Source organism: Anabaena sp. 4-3, assembly GCF_001597745.1.
Lineage (GTDB): Bacteria > Cyanobacteriota > Cyanobacteriia > Cyanobacteriales > Nostocaceae > Trichormus.
The window spans coordinates 277,267-295,733 of the sequence record NZ_LUHJ01000072.1 but is presented as its reverse complement, the minus strand read 5'-3'; the positions used below and the strand labels follow the sequence as shown (position 1 = coordinate 295,733).

At 42.6% G+C, this 18,467-nt stretch carries 14 protein-coding genes; 7 read left to right on the top strand and 7 right to left on the bottom strand.

Annotated features, from left to right (window positions below; genetic code table 11):
* The first annotated feature begins 326 nt into the window (after positions 1 to 326).
* Positions 327 to 1,400 (top strand): recombinase RecA, encoded by a 1,074-nt coding sequence (gene recA, locus A3775_RS21600; protein ID WP_066382603.1) that lies wholly within the window; start codon positions 327 to 329, stop codon positions 1,398 to 1,400.
* A 474-nt stretch (positions 1,401 to 1,874) separates the two neighbouring features.
* The gene (locus tag A3775_RS21595) at positions 1,875 to 3,794 is read left to right on the top strand and encodes a transglycosylase domain-containing protein (RefSeq protein WP_066426727.1); all 1,920 of its coding nucleotides are present in this window, start codon (positions 1,875 to 1,877) and stop codon (positions 3,792 to 3,794) included.
* Positions 3,795 to 3,854: 60 nt separating this feature from the next.
* Here A3775_RS21595 and A3775_RS21590 read toward each other — a convergent pair whose 3' ends face one another.
* Entirely contained in the window at positions 3,855 to 4,430 is a 576-nt protein-coding gene (locus A3775_RS21590) for a TIGR04376 family protein (protein ID WP_066382607.1), read from the bottom strand.
* A 191-nt stretch (positions 4,431 to 4,621) separates the two neighbouring features.
* Complete coding sequence (locus A3775_RS21585) at positions 4,622 to 5,464, bottom strand: M15 family metallopeptidase (RefSeq protein WP_066426726.1); 843 nt, start codon at positions 5,462 to 5,464, stop codon at positions 4,622 to 4,624.
* 292 nt (positions 5,465 to 5,756) lie between these two features.
* Between A3775_RS21585 and mnmG the strand changes: the two genes are divergently transcribed.
* Entirely contained in the window at positions 5,757 to 7,679 is a 1,923-nt protein-coding gene (gene mnmG, locus A3775_RS21580; RefSeq protein WP_066426724.1) for a tRNA uridine-5-carboxymethylaminomethyl(34) synthesis enzyme MnmG, read from the top strand.
* 215 nt (positions 7,680 to 7,894) lie between these two features.
* Positions 7,895 to 9,271 carry a hypothetical protein gene (locus A3775_RS21575; RefSeq protein ID WP_339373721.1) on the top strand — a complete coding sequence of 459 codons (1,377 nt, stop codon included), beginning with the start codon at positions 7,895 to 7,897 and terminating at the stop codon, positions 9,269 to 9,271.
* A gap of 94 nt (positions 9,272 to 9,365) precedes the next feature.
* Here the strand turns inward: A3775_RS21575 and A3775_RS21570 are convergent, their stop codons facing one another.
* Together A3775_RS21570 and A3775_RS21565 are read right to left on the bottom strand one after the other, a co-directional pair.
* Positions 9,366 to 10,928 (bottom strand): glucosaminidase domain-containing protein, encoded by a 1,563-nt coding sequence (locus A3775_RS21570; RefSeq protein ID WP_066426722.1) that lies wholly within the window; start codon positions 10,926 to 10,928, stop codon positions 9,366 to 9,368.
* Positions 10,929 to 11,171: 243 nt separating this feature from the next.
* Positions 11,172 to 11,930, bottom strand: a complete 759-nt coding sequence (locus tag A3775_RS21565) for an N-acetylmuramoyl-L-alanine amidase (RefSeq protein WP_066382614.1) — start codon at positions 11,928 to 11,930, stop codon at positions 11,172 to 11,174.
* Positions 11,931 to 12,101: 171 nt separating this feature from the next.
* Between A3775_RS21565 and A3775_RS25440 the strand changes: the two genes are divergently transcribed.
* On the top strand, positions 12,102 to 12,998 hold the full coding sequence (locus tag A3775_RS25440; protein WP_339373773.1) for a Uma2 family endonuclease: 897 nt from the start codon (positions 12,102 to 12,104) through the stop codon (positions 12,996 to 12,998).
* 101 nt (positions 12,999 to 13,099) lie between these two features.
* On the opposite strand, the gene dapF is transcribed toward A3775_RS25440, so the two are convergent.
* Positions 13,100 to 13,939 carry a diaminopimelate epimerase gene (dapF, locus tag A3775_RS21555; protein WP_066426719.1) on the bottom strand — a complete coding sequence of 280 codons (840 nt, stop codon included), beginning with the start codon at positions 13,937 to 13,939 and terminating at the stop codon, positions 13,100 to 13,102.
* Between the two features lie 130 nt (positions 13,940 to 14,069).
* On the opposite strand from dapF, the gene A3775_RS21550 reads away from it, so the two are divergent.
* The gene (locus A3775_RS21550) at positions 14,070 to 14,294 is read left to right on the top strand and encodes an Hfq-related RNA-binding protein (RefSeq protein WP_066382618.1); all 225 of its coding nucleotides are present in this window, start codon (positions 14,070 to 14,072) and stop codon (positions 14,292 to 14,294) included.
* 70 nt (positions 14,295 to 14,364) lie between these two features.
* Here the strand turns inward: A3775_RS21550 and A3775_RS21545 are convergent, their stop codons facing one another.
* Positions 14,365 to 16,701, bottom strand: a complete 2,337-nt coding sequence (locus tag A3775_RS21545) for a cation:proton antiporter (protein ID WP_066382620.1) — start codon at positions 16,699 to 16,701, stop codon at positions 14,365 to 14,367.
* Between the two features lie 347 nt (positions 16,702 to 17,048).
* Between A3775_RS21545 and A3775_RS25325 the strand changes: the two genes are divergently transcribed.
* Positions 17,049 to 17,177: a hypothetical protein gene (locus tag A3775_RS25325; RefSeq protein ID WP_255362916.1), complete on the top strand. Its 129-nt coding sequence runs from the start codon at positions 17,049 to 17,051 to the stop codon at positions 17,175 to 17,177.
* Here A3775_RS25325 and A3775_RS21540 read toward each other — a convergent pair.
* Positions 17,144 to 18,022 (bottom strand): hypothetical protein, encoded by an 879-nt coding sequence (locus A3775_RS21540; RefSeq protein ID WP_066382624.1) that lies wholly within the window; start codon positions 18,020 to 18,022, stop codon positions 17,144 to 17,146. The genes A3775_RS25325 and A3775_RS21540 overlap by 34 nt on opposite strands.
* Positions 18,023 to 18,467: the final 445 nt, after the last annotated feature.

Below are 18,467 nucleotides of genomic sequence, written 5' to 3'. Positions count from 1 at the left end.
GACGGGATACCGGGAGTCGCTGAGAAGCCCACACTGTATTGCTTGCAATCAGTGTGGGAGTATGTCACCAAATTATCTCTACTGACGCACCCTACAAGAAACTTTGATGATCACGAGCGTGTAAATTTGAGTTAAAAAAATTACCTCTCCCAAAATTTTTACAATAGAACTACCCCAATAACGTAGTCTTCAGGTTAGGATCTTGTCACAGCTACTTTTTCATTTGACAAGTCCTATTCTAGAATTTACCAGCTAAAATAGTATATCTGTTCTACAAAAAACCCAACCCCACACATTTTAAACCTGTATACTAAATAGAGGCACGAATGGCTATCAATACCGATACTTCCGGCAAGCAAAAAGCGTTGAATATGGTACTCAACCAGATTGAGCGCAGTTTCGGTAAGGGTGCAATCATGCGCCTAGGAGATGCTACCCGGATGCGGGTAGAAACCATTTCCACTGGGGCGTTAACTTTAGATTTGGCGTTGGGTGGTGGTTTACCCAAGGGACGCGTGATTGAGATTTATGGCCCGGAAAGTTCCGGTAAGACTACTGTAGCACTGCACGCGATCGCAGAAGTGCAGAAAGAAGGTGGTATTGCTGCCTTTGTGGATGCAGAACACGCCCTTGATCCCACCTACGCCGCCGCTTTAGGTGTCGATATTGAAAATCTCCTAGTTTCTCAACCCGACACCGGCGAAGCAGCCTTAGAAATTGTTGATCAACTCGTGCGTTCCGCCGCCGTTGATATCGTAGTTATTGACTCCGTAGCGGCGTTAGTTCCCCGTGCAGAAATCGAGGGAGATATGGGTGATGCTCACGTTGGTTTACAAGCCAGACTGATGAGCCAAGCTCTACGTAAAATTACTGGGAATATCGGTAAATCTGGTTGCACGGTTATCTTTATTAACCAGCTACGGCAAAAAATTGGAGTCACCTATGGTAGCCCAGAAACCACCACCGGCGGTAATGCTTTGAAATTCTATGCTTCAGTGCGTTTAGATATTCGTCGGATTCAAACCTTGAAAAAAGGTTCTGATGAATTCGGCAACCGTGTTAAAGTCAAAGTGGCAAAAAACAAAGTTGCACCACCTTTTAGAATCGCAGAATTCGACATTATTTTTGGTAAAGGTGTGTCTACTTTAGGTTGTCTGGTAGACTTGGCAGAAGAAACTGGTATTCTTGTCCGTAAAGGAGCTTGGTACAGTTACAACGGTGATAACATTTCCCAAGGTCGAGATAACGCGATTAAGTACCTAGAAGACAAGCCAGAATTTACTGAACAAATTAAGCAATTGGTACGGGAAAAATTAGATAAGGGGGCGGTTGTTTCTGCTAACTCTGTATCTAAGAATAATGAAGATGAAGAGGATGAAGATTTTGAAGAAGAAGAATAGGATATCAGATAAATAATCTGATATCTGGCACTAACTTCAATAACCGTCTGGCGATGCACTGCCAACAAGGTAAAATCATCTACATAAAAAGATTACTTCCATCGGGGGTAATCTTTTCATTTTTAAGCTAAGAGACTTTCAAACCTGTTCCCTGCTGTATAACGTCTCTACATCCAGGAATAAGCAGCATCTTGAGCAAATTTTATTCCTTTAGTCTGAATTTTGCTATGAAAGTTTTATAACAAACAAGTAAAAAGAGGTATTTCTACTCAAATTAAAAGACGACAAAATTATACCTCACAGTAGAAGTTTAATTATGACTAATTTCATATAATCACAAAGTCGCTTTAGTTAATTGCGCTACTAATGTATCGAATTTTATAACTATCAAACTCTGACGAATTGCCCAAGATAATCAACTTGGTGCTGTGGAATAAATTGCCGTTACATCTATAAAAAGGAAGTATAATTGTCGTGTCTTCATTCCGAACATTTGAAGAGCAACAGTCACATTTTCGGACTTCACCTAGTTTTGAATTTTTCAAAGGAGTAGGTCAAATCACTGCTGCTACCTTGATATCAATCACCACTCTAGCAAGTTCTGTGCTGGCTGGGGGATTGGTAGGTTTAGCTGCTAGTTTCCGTAACTTGCCAGATGTGAGACAATTACGCAACTTTTCCCCTGCGGAAACAACTTACATCTATGATATCAATGGTAAACTCATAGCAGATATTCACGGTGAAGCCAACCGCGAAGTAGTAGCCTTAAATCAAATTTCTCCGCACCTAAAACGAGCAGTATTAGCCACTGAAGACAGTTACTTCTATAATCACCAAGGTATCAATCCCACTGGCGTGGGGCGTGCTTTATTAGTTAACTGGGAAGCGGGAGAAGTGCAGGAGGGTGGCTCTACTATTACCATGCAATTGGTAAAAAACCTGTTCCTGTCTAAAGAGCGTACTATCACACGAAAAGTAGCCGAAGCGGTATTAGCCATCCGTCTAGAACAAGTTCTGAGTAAAAACCAAATACTGGATATGTACCTCAATCAAGTTTATTGGGGTCATAATAATTATGGTGTGGAAACGGCGGCCAAATATTACTTTAACAAGCCAGCCGCAAATTTAAACTTGGCTGAGTCTGCAATGATGGCGAGTTTGCTGCCAGCACCGGAAAGTTTCAGCCCGTTTATTAATATAGACTTGGCAAAACAAAAGCAACAAGAAGTCCTACAAAGGATGCTAGAGTTAAAATGGATTAGCCAGAAAGATTACAATCAGGCTCTCCAACAAAAAATTCAATTGAATAAAAATAGATTCTCTGGTGGACTTGGTTTACCTTATATAACTAATACCGTCGCCCAGGAGTTAGCTCGAAAGTTTGGGCGTGATGCCCTCATAAAAGGCGGGATGCGGGTACAGACAACCGTTGATGCCAATTTTCAAATGATGGCGAAAACAACTGTTAAGCGTTGGCACAGAAGATTAGCGGCGCGCGGGTTAAGAAATAATCAAATTGCTTTAGTAGCTATTGATCCGCGCACACATTTTATTAAAGCTTTAGTCGGTGGGGTAAATGAAAAAACCAGCGAATTCAACCGCGCCACTCAAGCTCTGCGTCAACCAGGATCTTCTTTTAAACCATTTGTTTACTATACTGCTTTTGCTAGTGGTAAGTACACACCCAATACAACCGTGTTAGATACTCGCGTTAGTTATCGTGATGGCAACCGTTGGTACACTCCGCGTAACTACGATAGTAGCTTTATGGGAGCTATACCAATTCGCACCGCTTTATCTTTATCTCGAAATATTCCCGCGATCAAACTTGGTAAAGCTGTAGGGATAAATAAAGTTATCGAAACTTGTCGGACTTTGGGTATTATGAGTCCGATGGAACCTGTAACTTCTTTACCATTAGGTGCAATTGGTGTCACGCCTTTAGAAATGGCTAATGCTTATGCTACTTTTGCTAATTATGGCTGGCAGTCACCACCGACATTAATTATGCGTGTCACTGATAGCAATGGCAATGTTTTAATAGATAATACCCCTAGACCTCGTTTAGTTTTAGATCCTTGGGCATCGGCATCTGTAATTGATGTGATGCGATCGGTAATTAGTAATGGTACAGGTAAAGCTGCTGATATAGGTCGTCCGGCTGCGGGTAAGACGGGAACGACTTCATCAGAAAGGGATATTTGGTTTGTTGGCACTGTACCACAGTTAACTACTGCTATTTGGGTAGGAAGAGATGATAACAGACGACTAGCTTACGGTGCTACAGGTGGGGGTATGGTTGCACCTATCTGGCGTGATTTTATGCGAAAGGCTCTCAAAGGTGTGCCAAGTCAGAACTTTAAGCGGCCTGCTGAATTTCCGCGCCCTCGGTAATATTAAAGAGATGGGGTTGAAATATTGGTAGACGCGATAAATCGCGTCTCTACAAGGGTGTTATTTTCCCATGTTGCGTTTCATTTGTTCTAATTCGGCTTCGGTTTCCCAACGGCGAAAGGTGGCTTCTAAGTCATCATAGCTGTTTGTATAACTGCTAGTGGGAGTCCACCAGCCATTAGAGTCTATACGTTGCTGAGTTTGGGCTTTGGCGCGTGCTGTTTGTGCTTCGGTTGCTTTGGTTTGGACTTCTTGCCGCCGTACTTGGATTTTATGCAGGAGTTCTTGAGATTGTTTGATGCGTTCTTTTAAACCTTGCATTTGTCCCCATAGCTGATTGCCTTCACGCAATAGGGCTGCTTCTCTGTCTTGCGCCGCCCCCGCTAAATCTTGTCTACCAGCGTTTTGGGCTTTTTGTACGCGGATGTGCCAACGTTGAATTTCTTGGGCGGTAGAGAGAATTTCGTCTTGCGATCGCTTCTCTTGTAATTGTAAATCTGCAATCAATTTTAATGTATCTTCCTCTTGCTTTCGCAGCTGTTCTAACAACGCCTCTAATTCCAAATGCGGATTATTACGCAAGAATTCCTCTAAACGGTTTTCGAGAAACCGACTAAAATCATCAAATAAGCCCACTGTTAGAACTCCAGAGTTAGGTGTATCACTATTTTAATGTAGTAATTCTGCGTCTGCTCTGACAGGAAATAGTAATTTATCATCCTTCGGGGCTAGGAATTCTAAAATATTAGTTAAATTCTCCCCAATTATCAAATTTCATCAAAAATATTACTTCTTAACTGTACTCCTAAATTGAAAATTACAAAATATTAAAGTGGAGTCAGCCAATAACTAATTCCGTTGATAACTTGCTGTTTTAACCCCAACTGAGGTAAATCTTCTAACTTTACACCTAAATAAGTCCAGTGTGGTACATCTTTGGCGACTGTTTGAAACCAACCATGCTCATAAAGAGCCTGTCTTTGTTGAGCATTAGACACCCGTAAATCAATAGCTAAACCCCACAGATGTTGAGATGTACCGGGTGGTGCAACAACTCCTAAAATAGCGGTTTCTTTTCCGGCTCGAACTTGCTCTAAAGTATTACGATTAGCGTATTTATACCAAAATCGTAAATTAGTAGCAAAAGAACGAGTACAATCACCAGAACCATAACCTGATTTTAGCGGAATATTTTGTTGCGATCGCGCCTCATTTAAAGCTGTGGCTGCTGATGCTTGTAAATAACAATCATTAGTACCATCCACCTTCATCATAGTTAAAGTTTCTTGAAAAGCTAGAGTTTCCGGCTCATCCTGTAACAAAACCGTCGCTGGTAACTGCACGGCGGGATTTTGATTAATAAAAGCTGCACCATAGGCACGTAACAAAATATATTCATAACTACCCACCTGGGGAATAGTCGATAAATGTGGAGCGATCGCCGCCAAAAACCTGTCTTGTTCAGTAACAATAATCTCCGGCATAGGAGTAGGTAAACTGGGTGTAGTTGAAACTCCCCGACAATCTCCCGTACCCACAATTAAACATTCCTGAGAAACTGGAGAATTTGCACCCAACTGGTAATGATTGATGGTATTACTAGCAACTAACGTAAAAACCATCAAAATCATCACAAAAATCAATTTAATTTTCTTGACACTTCGCCGCATCACATTAACTCTTATATTCAGAGAGAATTTCAACTTCCTCACCAAAAAACTCTCCTAAAAACTCCGCGTACCTCTGCGTTTACCTCCGCGTACCTCTGCGTTAAAAAAATCAAATCCCCCCGATTATAAAATTATTTTCCTTCCAAATCAAGACACAAAAACTCTTTATTTAAAAAATCCAGTCACCAAAACATCAACTACTTGAACCCCCACTCAATGAAACAATAACAACCATAAAGCCACCGTATCAGTTAAAATTGAAAATAAATCTCAGCTTGCGAATCCTGTAAGTATGACCATGCACACTCCTATTGAATTTCAAGACGCTTTTGATGTGATTGTCGTCGGTGCAGGTCACTCCGGTTGCGAAGCAGCACTTGCCACTGCCCGCCTCGGCTGTCGTACCCTGCTATTGACCCTCAACTTAGATAAAATCGCGTGGCAACCCTGCAACCCAGCAGTTGGCGGCCCTGCCAAATCTCAGTTGACCCATGAAGTAGATGCTTTAGGTGGGGAAATTGGCAAAATGGCAGACCGCACCTACTTGCAAAAACGCATCCTCAACTCTTCACGAGGCCCGGCGGTGTGGGCATTACGCGCCCAAACTGACAAGCGGGAATATGCGGCTGTGATGAAAAATATAGTCGAAAACCAAGAAAACTTGAGCATCCGCGAAGGCATGGTTACAGACTTGGTGCTGGGTGCTAATGATCAAGTCATAGGAGTAGAAACCTATTTTGGCGTAGCCTTCCAATGTAAAGCCGTAATTTTGACCACAGGTACTTTTCTCGGTGGTAAGATTTGGGTAGGAAACAAATCGATGGCAGCCGGACGGGCTGGGGAATTTGCGGCGGAGGGATTAACCCAAACCCTGAATCGTTTAGGATTTGAAACCGGGAGACTGAAGACTGGCACACCGGCAAGGGTAGACAAGCGGTCTGTAGACTATAGCAAAATGGAACTTCAGCCAGGAGATGCAGAAGTCCGGTGGTTTAGTTTTGACCCCCAGGCGTGGGTAGAACGGGAACAAATGCCTTGTTACATGACGCGCACCACCGCCGAAACCCATCGTTTAATTCGAGAAAATTTACATTTGTCGCCTGTGTATGGTGGCTGGGTAGAAGCCAAAGGGCCACGTTATTGTCCCAGTATAGAAGATAAGATTGTCCGCTTTGCCGATAAGGAAAGCCACCAGATATTTATTGAACCAGAAGGGCGGGATATTCCCGAACTGTACATACAAGGGTTTTCTACAGGGTTGCCGGAAAATTTGCAACTGCAAATGTTACGGAGTCTACCCGGTTTGGAAAACTGCGTAATGTTACGTCCAGCCTATGCGGTGGAATATGACTACCTACCCGCTACCCAGTGTTATCCGACAATGATGACTAAAAAGATTGCCGGGTTATTTTGTGCGGGACAAATCAACGGGACAACAGGCTATGAAGAAGCCGCCGCCCAGGGAATTGTCGCCGGAATTAATGCGGCGCGGTTTGCCCGTGGGCAGGAAATGATTATTTTACCCCGTGAGCAAAGTTACATCGGTACATTACTTGATGACCTGTGTACCAAGGATTTACGGGAACCTTACCGGATGCTCACCAGTAGGTCAGAGTATCGCTTATTGCTGCGGTCTGATAATGCTGACCAACGTTTGACACCTTTGGGACGGGAAATTGGTTTAATTGACGATCGCAGATGGGAACTGTTCACCAACAAACAAGCCCAGATTGCCGCCGAGAAAGAACGGCTGTATGCTACGAGAGTGAAAGAAAATGATCACATAGGTAAAGCGATCGCCTCTGATACCCAACAAGCCATCAAAGGTTCGATTACCCTAGCTGACTTATTGCGTCGCCCTGGCTTCCATTATATTCACCTTGACAGGTATGGACTAGGCAACCCCACCCTGACCCAAGCGGAGAGAGAAGGGGCAGAAATTGACATTAAATACTCTGGTTATCTGGCTAGACAACAAAGCCAAATTGAACAAATTGCCCGTCAAGCTAACCGCCAGTTACCTGCGGATTTAGATTACACACAAATCAATACCCTTTCTAAAGAAGCAAGGGAAAAACTCAATCAGGTAAAACCGCTTACCATCGGTCAAGCTGCCCGTATCGGTGGTGTAAATCCGGCTGATGTGAACGCTTTGTTAATTTTCTTAGAATTACGCCAAGCTAAGAGCCAATCAGGGTTTGCGGCTTTGACCTAACTTGATCTTGATTACGGGTGAGTATAGTAGAAGAGGAGATGGGTATGATAGATGACAAGGCCTCAGCCTTGGCATGATCAAATATGCCCTGTTTGAAGTGGAATTTAATACACTTAACAATCACTTGTCTAGCGTGGACGAACACTGAATATTTTTAATAATTCCTGATACCCAGAAGGGGCGGCGTTGCCCCATCCTGGCAACTACCACCCAAAATGCCTATGTTACAAAAAGTTAGCAACCATCTTATTATTCCAGAGCCATCAGAGGACTTAATTGTTAACGAACCTTGGTCAATCGAATTCTATGCTGATGGCTTGATGGATGAACTTTTTGCCGATATCGACGAGATACTTGATTTGAGTGGTAATCTGCTTGATAATAATAGCAGACGAAAACTACGTCAAGCTACTCCCGTCGCCAACGATTTGTCGTATAGTGCAGGAACCGAGCAACGCACCCTAGAGTATGAACCTCTGCAAACTGTAGATATACAGCAGATAGTTTCATCTACCACAGTCAACCATCCTGTAAAGACTGTGACAGCGATTCAGAACAAACAGGTAAGTGCAGTTGTAGTTGATCAACCGCAAATCAAAGCCATCAGTAAAACTACAGAAAAAGCTCAATTAACTTTGGGCAAACTGTTATTACTGGGGACAACTATCGGTGTGGCGATCGCAGGTGTATTATATCTCTTGCAATCACAACTGTTAGCCCTTCTCACTTCCCAACTCATCCAACCAACTCAACCAAATATTCATCTGCCATCAGCACAAGTAGCTACAAAACCAGATGCACAGACAGAGTTAGTTAATTACATGATGGGAGCATTAGCCATCATCGATCAACAAAATAGGGCAACTAACCAGTCAGTCCGTTCTCAGGTAGGCAATAACGTCAATTCCTCCTCATCAGCCGTTGCACTCAACAACAATCAGCCTGTTAGTAATCTACCATCACCCCTAACCGCCAGCAATACACCACCAACCCCCAGCAAAACCACAAACGTTGTCGAACGCATCTATATACCTGTTTACCAAGCACCATCACCGATGCGCTACGCACCGCCATCGATACCTGGGATGCCCGCACCTTTACCACCAGTGGCAAAATCGCCGACGGCTGAACCTAACACCGTCAAGAATAACTCCAATCAAGTCCCAGCAGGTGCTAAACCAGCCAAAGTCAATATGTCAGCGTCGTCTATTCGTTCTGAAATGAAACCCGTGCCAGTGCAGAATGCACCTATCAAAGTTCAGCAGTCACCCAGTTCTCTACCTAAGTTACCAGTGATTCCCTTTGGTCAAACTTTACCACAATCACCGACCAACACAAATCAGGCAACAGTACCAGTAACAACACTTACAGTTACCCCACCAACACCCGCATCTACCCATACACTCGAAGGCTTGCTAGAGTTGGGTGATAAATCAGTAGCACTATTTGAAATCAACGGTGTCAGCCGTCGTATCCATATTGGTGAAAGCATTGGTTCTAGCGGTTGGACATTAGTAGATGTAAGTAACGGTGAAGCCATAGTCCGGCGGAATGGTGAAGTACGTTCTATTTTTGCTGGACAGAAATTGTAAGGCAATTAAAAATATAATGATGATGGGATAGATCCCCGACTTCTTTGAGAAGTCGGGGATCTAGGTATTACGTTTTTTTAAGTTGAGCTACTTATTAGCTTCTAGCTGGTGGGTTAATTTCAAAATGAATATGATGATCATGACCACCTAGAGGTTTACAAAGTCCTTCTCTAATCAGAGTAGAATCATTGAAGAAAACCGCCCCAAGTCTGACTAACTTTTGCTGACGAATCGATTTAAGAATAGCTCGTGTTGCATCTCGATCATATTCTGCATTTGTCCAGCTAATGCCGCCAAACTGCCCATTTTTTCTAGGTAAGAACACATCACACATCATACCAGTTTCATGTCCCCGATGGTCGGGAGTGTCGCCGCCATGCGGTAGGCTGACATCATTGATGGCGAATGGTGCAGCATTCGGACGAGTATTGCGATAACTGTTTTGATAGTCTTGGGCAATGTTTTTAATTGTCTCCGCTAGCCAGTGGGTGCCAAAATCATGATGATCGTGAGTTTGTGCTAGTTCACCGTTAATGAAACCGTTATCAGGTTCACTTTCTGGCATTAACACCCATCGTGGCGCGTTAGCGGCTTGCAACCATTGGTGAGTTGTACCATCAACATCTACTCTACCATCACCTTGAACAGTGCTACGACCGGCAATAATTGACTGAAATAGTCGAATTGCGTCATAAAGTCCTCTGTTGATGCTGGGGGTGTTAGGCTCACCTGCCCAGGTGTAACCTAGCTCATACAATCTCGCTTTTACTGCTTTGACATCATCAGGTTTGTTAACTCCGCCAACTCCTACGCTACCGGTGAGTTGAATGACTGTAGCTTCCGGGGTGGTTGATGTTGATTGATTTTGTTGAGCTACGGGAAGGATGACTTTAAACTTGAGTGTTAGACTTTGGTCATCAATTCCTAGTAACATAGTGCGATCGCCAGCTTGGTTAAACACAAAGTTTAATTGCCATTTACCATCCTCACCAATTTTCACACCTTCCACGGGGAAGCGATCGTCTATCATCACTGACATAACTCTACCTTTGTCAGTTAAACGCGCTACACCTTCAATATTAAAAACTTGCCCTACAGTTAATTCTTGCGGCGCACGAATTACTTGTAATTGTTCGACTGACACGGGGGAAGGGAGAATCTCAACGCCACTAACATTAGTGAGTAATTTTTGTGCTTCTGGTAGCAAGTTGACAATTTTAGGGATGTAGTCAGGAGCAGATGAATAACCTTTGCTTTTCAAAAAGCCGAGAAAGTTTTCTGGTGTATTTGTATGTTCTTCTAAGCCTTTGTAGGGAGAACGGGTTAAAAACTTCCAATATCCAACAATAAAAGCATCAACATCTGCAAATTTGCAAAATGTAACTTCTTCAGTTTCAGAAGGTACTTTAATTTTCAAAGGTTCGGCAAAACCTATCATATCAGGTTCTCGCCATTTCAACCCCGCAAAATTATTAGCTTTGGTGGCTAAATCACTGCTGGCTCTGCCTGATTCTAGTAACCATTGTGCTAGGGTAACTTCTTTTAAAACTTGCCGATTGATTTCAGAAATTTTGTTACCATCAATTCCGACTTTTGTAAATACCAAACCTAAATCTGTTTGGGAATATTTCTTGACTAAATCATCTAATAATGTCATATTTTTCCCTGATTTAAAATAATTTAATCAACAAGAATTCAGGAAGTAGGAGGGGGGCAGGGGAACAGGGGAGATTTTGAAACCTAAATTATTTAATGCAAGAATTTTGTAGCTTGCTTCTCTTTCCCTACGGGACGCTCCGCGAACAGAGAGGCTACCGCGCCGTAGGGTATTTTGAATTTTTTAGGCGTAAGTCTAGCCGCAGACTATGCGTGAATTGATTGCCCCCTCCCCGCTACATCATCACTTCTCTTGGATTTTGCAGTGTTCAGCAAATACAAAATGTTTGTTACGGTTGCCTTTACTTTTATCAGGCCAAGTTACACAATAATGCTGTTCTTCAAATAAGAAACTTAAAATTGGATAATTGCCTGGGGTAATATCAAATAATGTATCCTTGGGTAAATCAGATGCTTGTTCTGTAGATGGTTTTAAAATTGTTGGCTTTGTAATTTCTAAAATGTAATTTTTATCTGGTTTGGGTGCTTCTTCTTCATCTTCACCAATTAATCCATCCTTAATTGCTTCTGCCATTTTTTCGGCATCAAACAAATCCATGTCTATTTTAGAGTCACAAAAGCAGCACTCAACTAAGATAGCTGGCATTTGGGTATTTCTCAAAACAAAGAAATTGCCTGATTTAACACCTCTATCTCTAAACCCAAGTTTGACAATTTCTTTGAGAACTGATTGAGCTATGCCTTGGGATGTGTTACTAATACCAAAAACTTCTGTACCGTGAGCTTTGCTATTGGCGGCGTTAAAGTGAATCGAAACGAAAACATTCACATTATTGGCATTGGCTTTGTTAACTCTTTGCCTGAGAGAATCGTTGACACCACTAGCACTGTTAGGAGTACAATCAACAACGGTATGCCCTGCGGCTTTTAGTTTTTCCATCAGCCGAGTACCAACGGCTTTGGTTAACTCGTCTTCTTTTTTAATCCCGACTGCGCCAGTATCAGGAGGGCAGTTGTGTCCGATATCAATACCAAATTTCATAATTTATTCTCTGCTTATTAGCTTGATAATTATAGTCATAACTTCAAAACCATCACTGTGTCGGTGAGAAAAGGTGAGTACCTACTGTAAAAAAATATTAAATATCACGAAAATGCTTGATGACAGAGTGAAATATCTCAAAGTGCAAGCAAAAAATGAGTCTAGCTGACTATGATGGCACAAGAAGCCCTTAACCTAGTTGATACACTTCTACACTCTACTCAGTTTGGACAAAAGCTAAATGACGTTCAATCTGTAGTGTTTCAGAAAAGCTGGCTAGGATGCACCTATGCAGCCATTGCAGAGGAATTAAATTATGAACATGATTATATTAAACAAGTTGGTTCGCAGTTGTGGCGATCGCTTTCTTTAGCAGTGGGTGAAGAAGTATCCAAGAAAAATCTGCAAACGGTTCTCAGTCGCTATTATCTGACTTCTAAAAATTTTTCATTAAATAAAATTAAACATTCAAAAGCCACCAGCCAAACAAAGACATTCATGAACCAACCTGCTAACGGAGTAAGTTGGACATCTGACGATTTAGAGGTACTACCCAAGCACGAGGGAACACGCTACGAAATCATTAATGGTGAACTTTTCTTAACTTGTACACCTCACCGCCGCCATCAGCAAGTTTGTGGCAAAATATGGCGACAACTGGATAATTGGTCTGAGTTGAGTAATTTAGGAGAAACAATTTTAAGTCCAGGGGTGTTATTTTCACCAGTAGACAACATCATACCGGATATCGTCTGGGTAAGTCGAGAAAGATTAGCGAAAATTGAAGATGAAGCTGGACATTTGACAGGCGCGCCAGAGTTAGTAGTTGAGGTTTTATCACCAGAAAAACAACACGAACTTCAAGACAAACAAGCAAAACTACAACTTTATTCAGTTCAAGCTGTGGGTGAGTATTGGATTGTTGATTACATAAATCAGCAGGTGACAGTTTATCGGCGAGAACAAACTGAATTGGTGTTATTTGGGACTTTTTCCGGCGATGACGAAATTACATCCCCTCTTTTACCAAGATTTTCTACTGTGATTCGCTCCTTTTTTCCTGAATAAGTCACTCAACTTAAAAAACGTAATATCCAGATCCCCGACTTCTTTGAGAAGTCGGGGATCTATTTAGCTTTAGGTGAAGTCCTGACTGCAAACTTTTGCAATTAGACTTTCCCAGTGAATACTCTCTCAGCCGGGCCTGTCATGTAAACTCGTTGGTCTGCTTCTGACCATTCAATATGCAGCAGACCACCAGGTAATTCTACCACGGCGGCGCGATCGCATTTTCCAGTCAACACCCCAGCCACTAAGGAAGCACAAGCACCTGTACCGCAAGCCAGTGTAATTCCTGCGCCCCGTTCCCAGACACGCATTTTTAGGTAGTCACGACTGACAACTTGAATAAATTCGGTGTTGGTGCGTTGGGGGAACACAGGATGATGTTCAAATTTCGGGCCGATGGTTTCCAAAGGAATCGCCGCCACATCTTCCACAAAGGTAATACAGTGAGGATTCCCCATACTCACACAGGTGACATCCCAAGTTGTCCCCTCTACTTCTAGAGGTTGGTTAATTACTTTTGCGTCAGCCGCAGTTAGGGTAGTAGGTATTTCACTCGCCAATAACCTGGGTAAACCCATGTCTACCTTCACTTCACCATCGGGCATGAGTTGGGGTGTAATCACACCAGCTAAAGTATGAATACGATAGGTGTCTTTAGTGCGGGATAAACCCTCTAAATCTGCTAAAAAGGCTGCTAAACAGCGAATGCCGTTACCACACATTTCTGGTTCTGAGCCATCGGAGTTAAAAATCCGCATGGTGTAATCAGTATCTTTTGCTCCAGGTAAGGCAAAAATCACACCATCAGCACCGATACCAAAATGGCGATCGCATAATTCAATAGCTTGCTCAGGATTCACTACAGGCGACTTTGAGGCGCGATTATCAATCAAAATAAAGTCATTGCCTAGACCGTGATACTTAGTAAATTCGATTGCCATTTTTTTCAGGATGAATTATCAATGTTAAATATTGGGCATCGGGCATTGGGTATTGGGCATTGGGTAATAGTTCTTCTTCCCTGCCTATTCCCTATGCCCCATTCCCTAAATTATTCCATCATTATCAAAAATGGCTATAACTGATTTTGACACCTCACTGCCCAGCATTCGGCAAATTCAAACCCTGATTAAAGAAAAAGAAACAGTAGAGTTTAAGCTAGTCTCTGGCGACTTGATCAGGGGTAGGATTTTATGGCAAGACCCCCACTGTCTTTGTATGATTGATGAAAACAGTCAACAAATCACTATTTGGAAATCAGCGATCGCCTACCTAAAATCAACCCCTTCAGGGTAGGGGCTGGGGATTGGGGACTGGGTAAATGTTTTTTTCTCTGCTTCCTCTGCTCCTTTGCTTCCCCAGTCCCCTATGAATTCTCTTTGTGAATATCAACAGACACAATTTCCTTAATTGATTGTGTTTCCTGGGCTTTCACCATCGGAATGGATAAGGGTATTTGACTGATAAATAGGGATTGCAATTGATTTATACCTTTTGCGCTACCGCACAGCAGCACTTGATCGTCAGCAAGTAAGCCGATGTTGCCATCAGGAACACGGATAAATTTACCATCCCTGCGGATAGCTTGGATTTCCACCCCAAATTCTGGCTGTAAAGCTAAGTCTGTGATCCGTTTACCGACAATGGCAGCATGAGCCTTGACTGTCACCCACTGACAAGCGTTATTCGCTCCTGGTACAGCTACCTTACCTTGAGCTAATTCAGCCAGGGCTGCTAGTTCTTCTGATGCTCCCACAACTAACAAGCGATCGCCTGTTTCTAATTTAGTGTGAGGATTGGGATAATCAATTTCTTCACTGTTAGCGCGGCGAATCGCCATTAAACTAACTCCGGTAAGGTAGCGGATATCTGCTTCTTCTAAACTCATGCCAATTAGGGGCGAATCTGATGGTAAGGGATACCAACGACGGTTTAAGTCGCGGGTGACTTGTTCTAAATGGCGGGAAACCTGGGAAGCAGTACGCTCTGGGCGCAAATCTAAGTAATGATCATTACGAATTTGCTGCATTTCCCGTTGCAATATAGACGGTGAAAAACCTAAACCAGTTAACAGGTAAGTAGCCATTTCTAAACTTGCCTCAAATTCTGGTTGGACTACTTCCCTTGCGCCTAGTTGATACAGCACCTCAATATTTTTATCTTGGGTAGCCCGAACAACTAAATTTAATTCGGGACACAATTCTAAAGCCCGTTTCAAACACAAGCGGATACTCATGGGATCAGGAAGTGCGATCGCCATTCCTTTGGCACGATTCACCCCAGCCGTTTCTAAAACGTGTAAACTCACACAATTACCATAGACATAAGGTACTTTCGCTTCTCGTAATTGCTGAATTCGGCTTTCTGATTGGTCAATTACTACCACAGGTAAGTTATGCTGCTTTAACAGCTTGACCAAGTTTTTACCGACTCGCCCATAACCACAGACTACTACATGGTCTTTAAATGGTAGTTCTTCTGAGACATCTTTGGCGTGAGTTTCATCTAAATAAGGTTGCAACCAAGGTATTGATTCCAACAAATTAAAGATAAATGGTACTAACCGCATCACAAATGGGGTGAGCATGAGTGTCACGGCTGTAGTTCCCAAAATCAGTAAATATATGCGTCGAGATACCAACCCTAAAGCCTGTCCTTCACTGGCTAGCACAAAGGAAAATTCCCCAATTTGCGCCAATCCTAACCCAGCGATTAAGGCTGTTTTCCAGGGGTAGCGAAATACTTTTACTAAAGGGGTAATAATTAAAAACTTGCCGACGAATACTAAGGCGACTAACCCTAAAATTAATTCCAGATTGTGCCACAAAAACACCGGATCAATTAACATCCCAATGGCGGCGAAGAACAAACTTGCAAAAATATCTCGCAGTGGTTCTACATAGGTGAGAGTTTGATCGGCGTATTCCACCTCTGAAATCATCAACCCAGCCACAAACGCCCCCATTTCAATGGAGAGTCCTAAATATTCTGTCAGTAGGGCAATACCTAAACACAACGCCACCACACCTAATAAAAATAGTTCTCGGCTTTCGGTGCGGGCTAAAAGTCTTAATAGAGGTGGTATGAGCCAAATCCCCGCTACCACTGCACCCGCCGCAAATAAACCAATTCGTACCAAGGCTGTTAAGACAGCAACCCCGATAGCTTCCCCTGGTTCGTGTAGTGCAGGTAACACCGCCAGCATTAACCCTAGGGCTAAGTCTTGCACTACCAAAATCCCCAACATTACCTGACCTTGGGGTGTTTCGGTTTCGTTGCGCTCCATCAAACATTTAAGCACAACGGCTGTGGAAGATAGGGAGAGAATTGACCCTAAGAACACACCTTTAGCGGGTAAAGTTCCCCATGCTCCTGTGACTCCACATACTACCACTGTAATCAGGATTGTCAAGGCGATTTGTAGCCCACCACCACCGAGGGCGATCGCTTTCACTTTTTTCAGTTCCGCGAAGGAAAATTCCACGCCCAAGGCAAATAATAAGAAGGCGACTCCAAACTGCGCCAGTGTTTCCACCTGCACAACTTCTTTAATCAGCCCTAACCCAGCCGGCCCCACAACCATCCCGCCGATCAGATAGCCCAGCAATACAGGTTGTCTTAGCATAGCTGCTAACAAACCGCCACAGGCGGCAACTGCCAAAACTGAGACTAAATCGACAATTAATCTAAAATCTTCTTGCACCAGTTTTTCTAAGAACTATTAAGACCTATTAACTTTAGAATACAAATTTTTATCTGTTTGGGGGGAGGGTTGCTGTGCAAGAAACACCAAATTTCTATATTTGGGAGTAGAGAAGCGATTAACTGTGTCTTGACAAAAGGTATATGTATCTATTCGGGACTAGAGGCAGTTCGAGAACAAGCAAAAATAGCCATGTTAAGGAATCTCCAGAGGATGGCGTTGGCTTCTAGTCGAGAATATCGGGACTTCCAGAGCAAAAAATCTCCAAAATGTAGGGTGCGTCAGTACGAGAAACCCTAACTATACCAAGAAAATATTCATCCTGACGCACCCTACTAACAGTCGATTTGGATAATTTATTTTTTGGTGTTCCCACATCATCAATAGATAGGCGATCGCCTAACATCCTGCAAGTAGTGCGATCGCCTAATCATACCACCAATTATCTAGTACCTAATGGTACTGCTGAAGGATAGATACCATCAGCAATTAGCACAGGTTTTTGGCTATATTCTCTCTCTAGCCTTGCTCTCAATGGTGCATCCCAAGCTGGACTGTATTCCCTCTCAATATCAGTAATCACAAATGGGCGTAGCGTACCAGTAGTCACCACCCTTTCACCTTCTTTAATCGGTGCTTTGTCTTTGAGTTTATCGGTGACTAGAATCAATAATGGGTTGACTCCTAGAACTTCTCTATCCTCAACCAAAAATGCGTTAGGGCTATAAATTTCAGACACATTAGCCGGGACAGAAATAGCTTTATTATAATAAAGTTGCGGATTTTCGTTGATTTCTCCTGGTGTTGGTGCTAGTGCAATTGAACGGGCAATAATGGCTGGTTTACCTACATACTCTCTATACTCATTTGTACCTAAATCTACACCGTATTCTTGTTTAATCGTGTTAGGATCAAGCCTGCTCACAGTACCTGTAACTTGTAATCTGGTATCTTGAGGCAAGGGCAAATTAACAGGCTCACCAGTAGTATTCACAACTGCGATTCTTTCACCACCAAAGGCTTCTCTATCAGAAATTGTAAATACTTGGTCATTCACCCTATTAATATCTTGTCCCCTAATAGTCACCAATTTACCAATCAGGGCTTCCGTATTTTGACTAACTTCCGGTGCTGTTACATTATCTTGTTCTGCTACCTGTCTAGACGGAACAGTAGGAGCTTCCTCTGTGGTTGTCTCAGGCACAGTTACCTGGCGTTCAGGAGTTGCACAAGCTGGAATCAATAAAGCTGTTAATGCAATTAATGTTCCACCTATGCGAGTATTCCAACCTGAATTTTTATATCTATTGGGTGTAAGCATTTTCTCTCCTTATAAATTTCACAATTGCAAATAGTTAGACAAAATTGCTGGTTGGCAAGTTTTCAATCATCGGTTCACCAATCTTGAAAAACTCTTGCATCACATAATCAGAAAAGGGGGATTTTTTTCCTCTTGATTACCGATTAATCAGACTTAAAATTGAGATTTAACGTCTAGCTTGTTTGGCAATAGCATAATTTAACAGCCTCTAATATAAGAATTTAAACTTGTTTTACCGTCTGCCTAAAGAAATAAACATCAACTCAAAAATTCTAGCTACCACCTGAGTCTTTAGGAATATATTGAGCTAGAATTTTTCAGTTTTATAATATTATTTAAAACCTGCTTTGCTATCAGGTAGCTGGACTGACACCAAGCTCTTAATCAAGCTATGCGTATAGTGCTATTGGCATGATCACCACAATCTGCTTTGATGCTCAAGGTG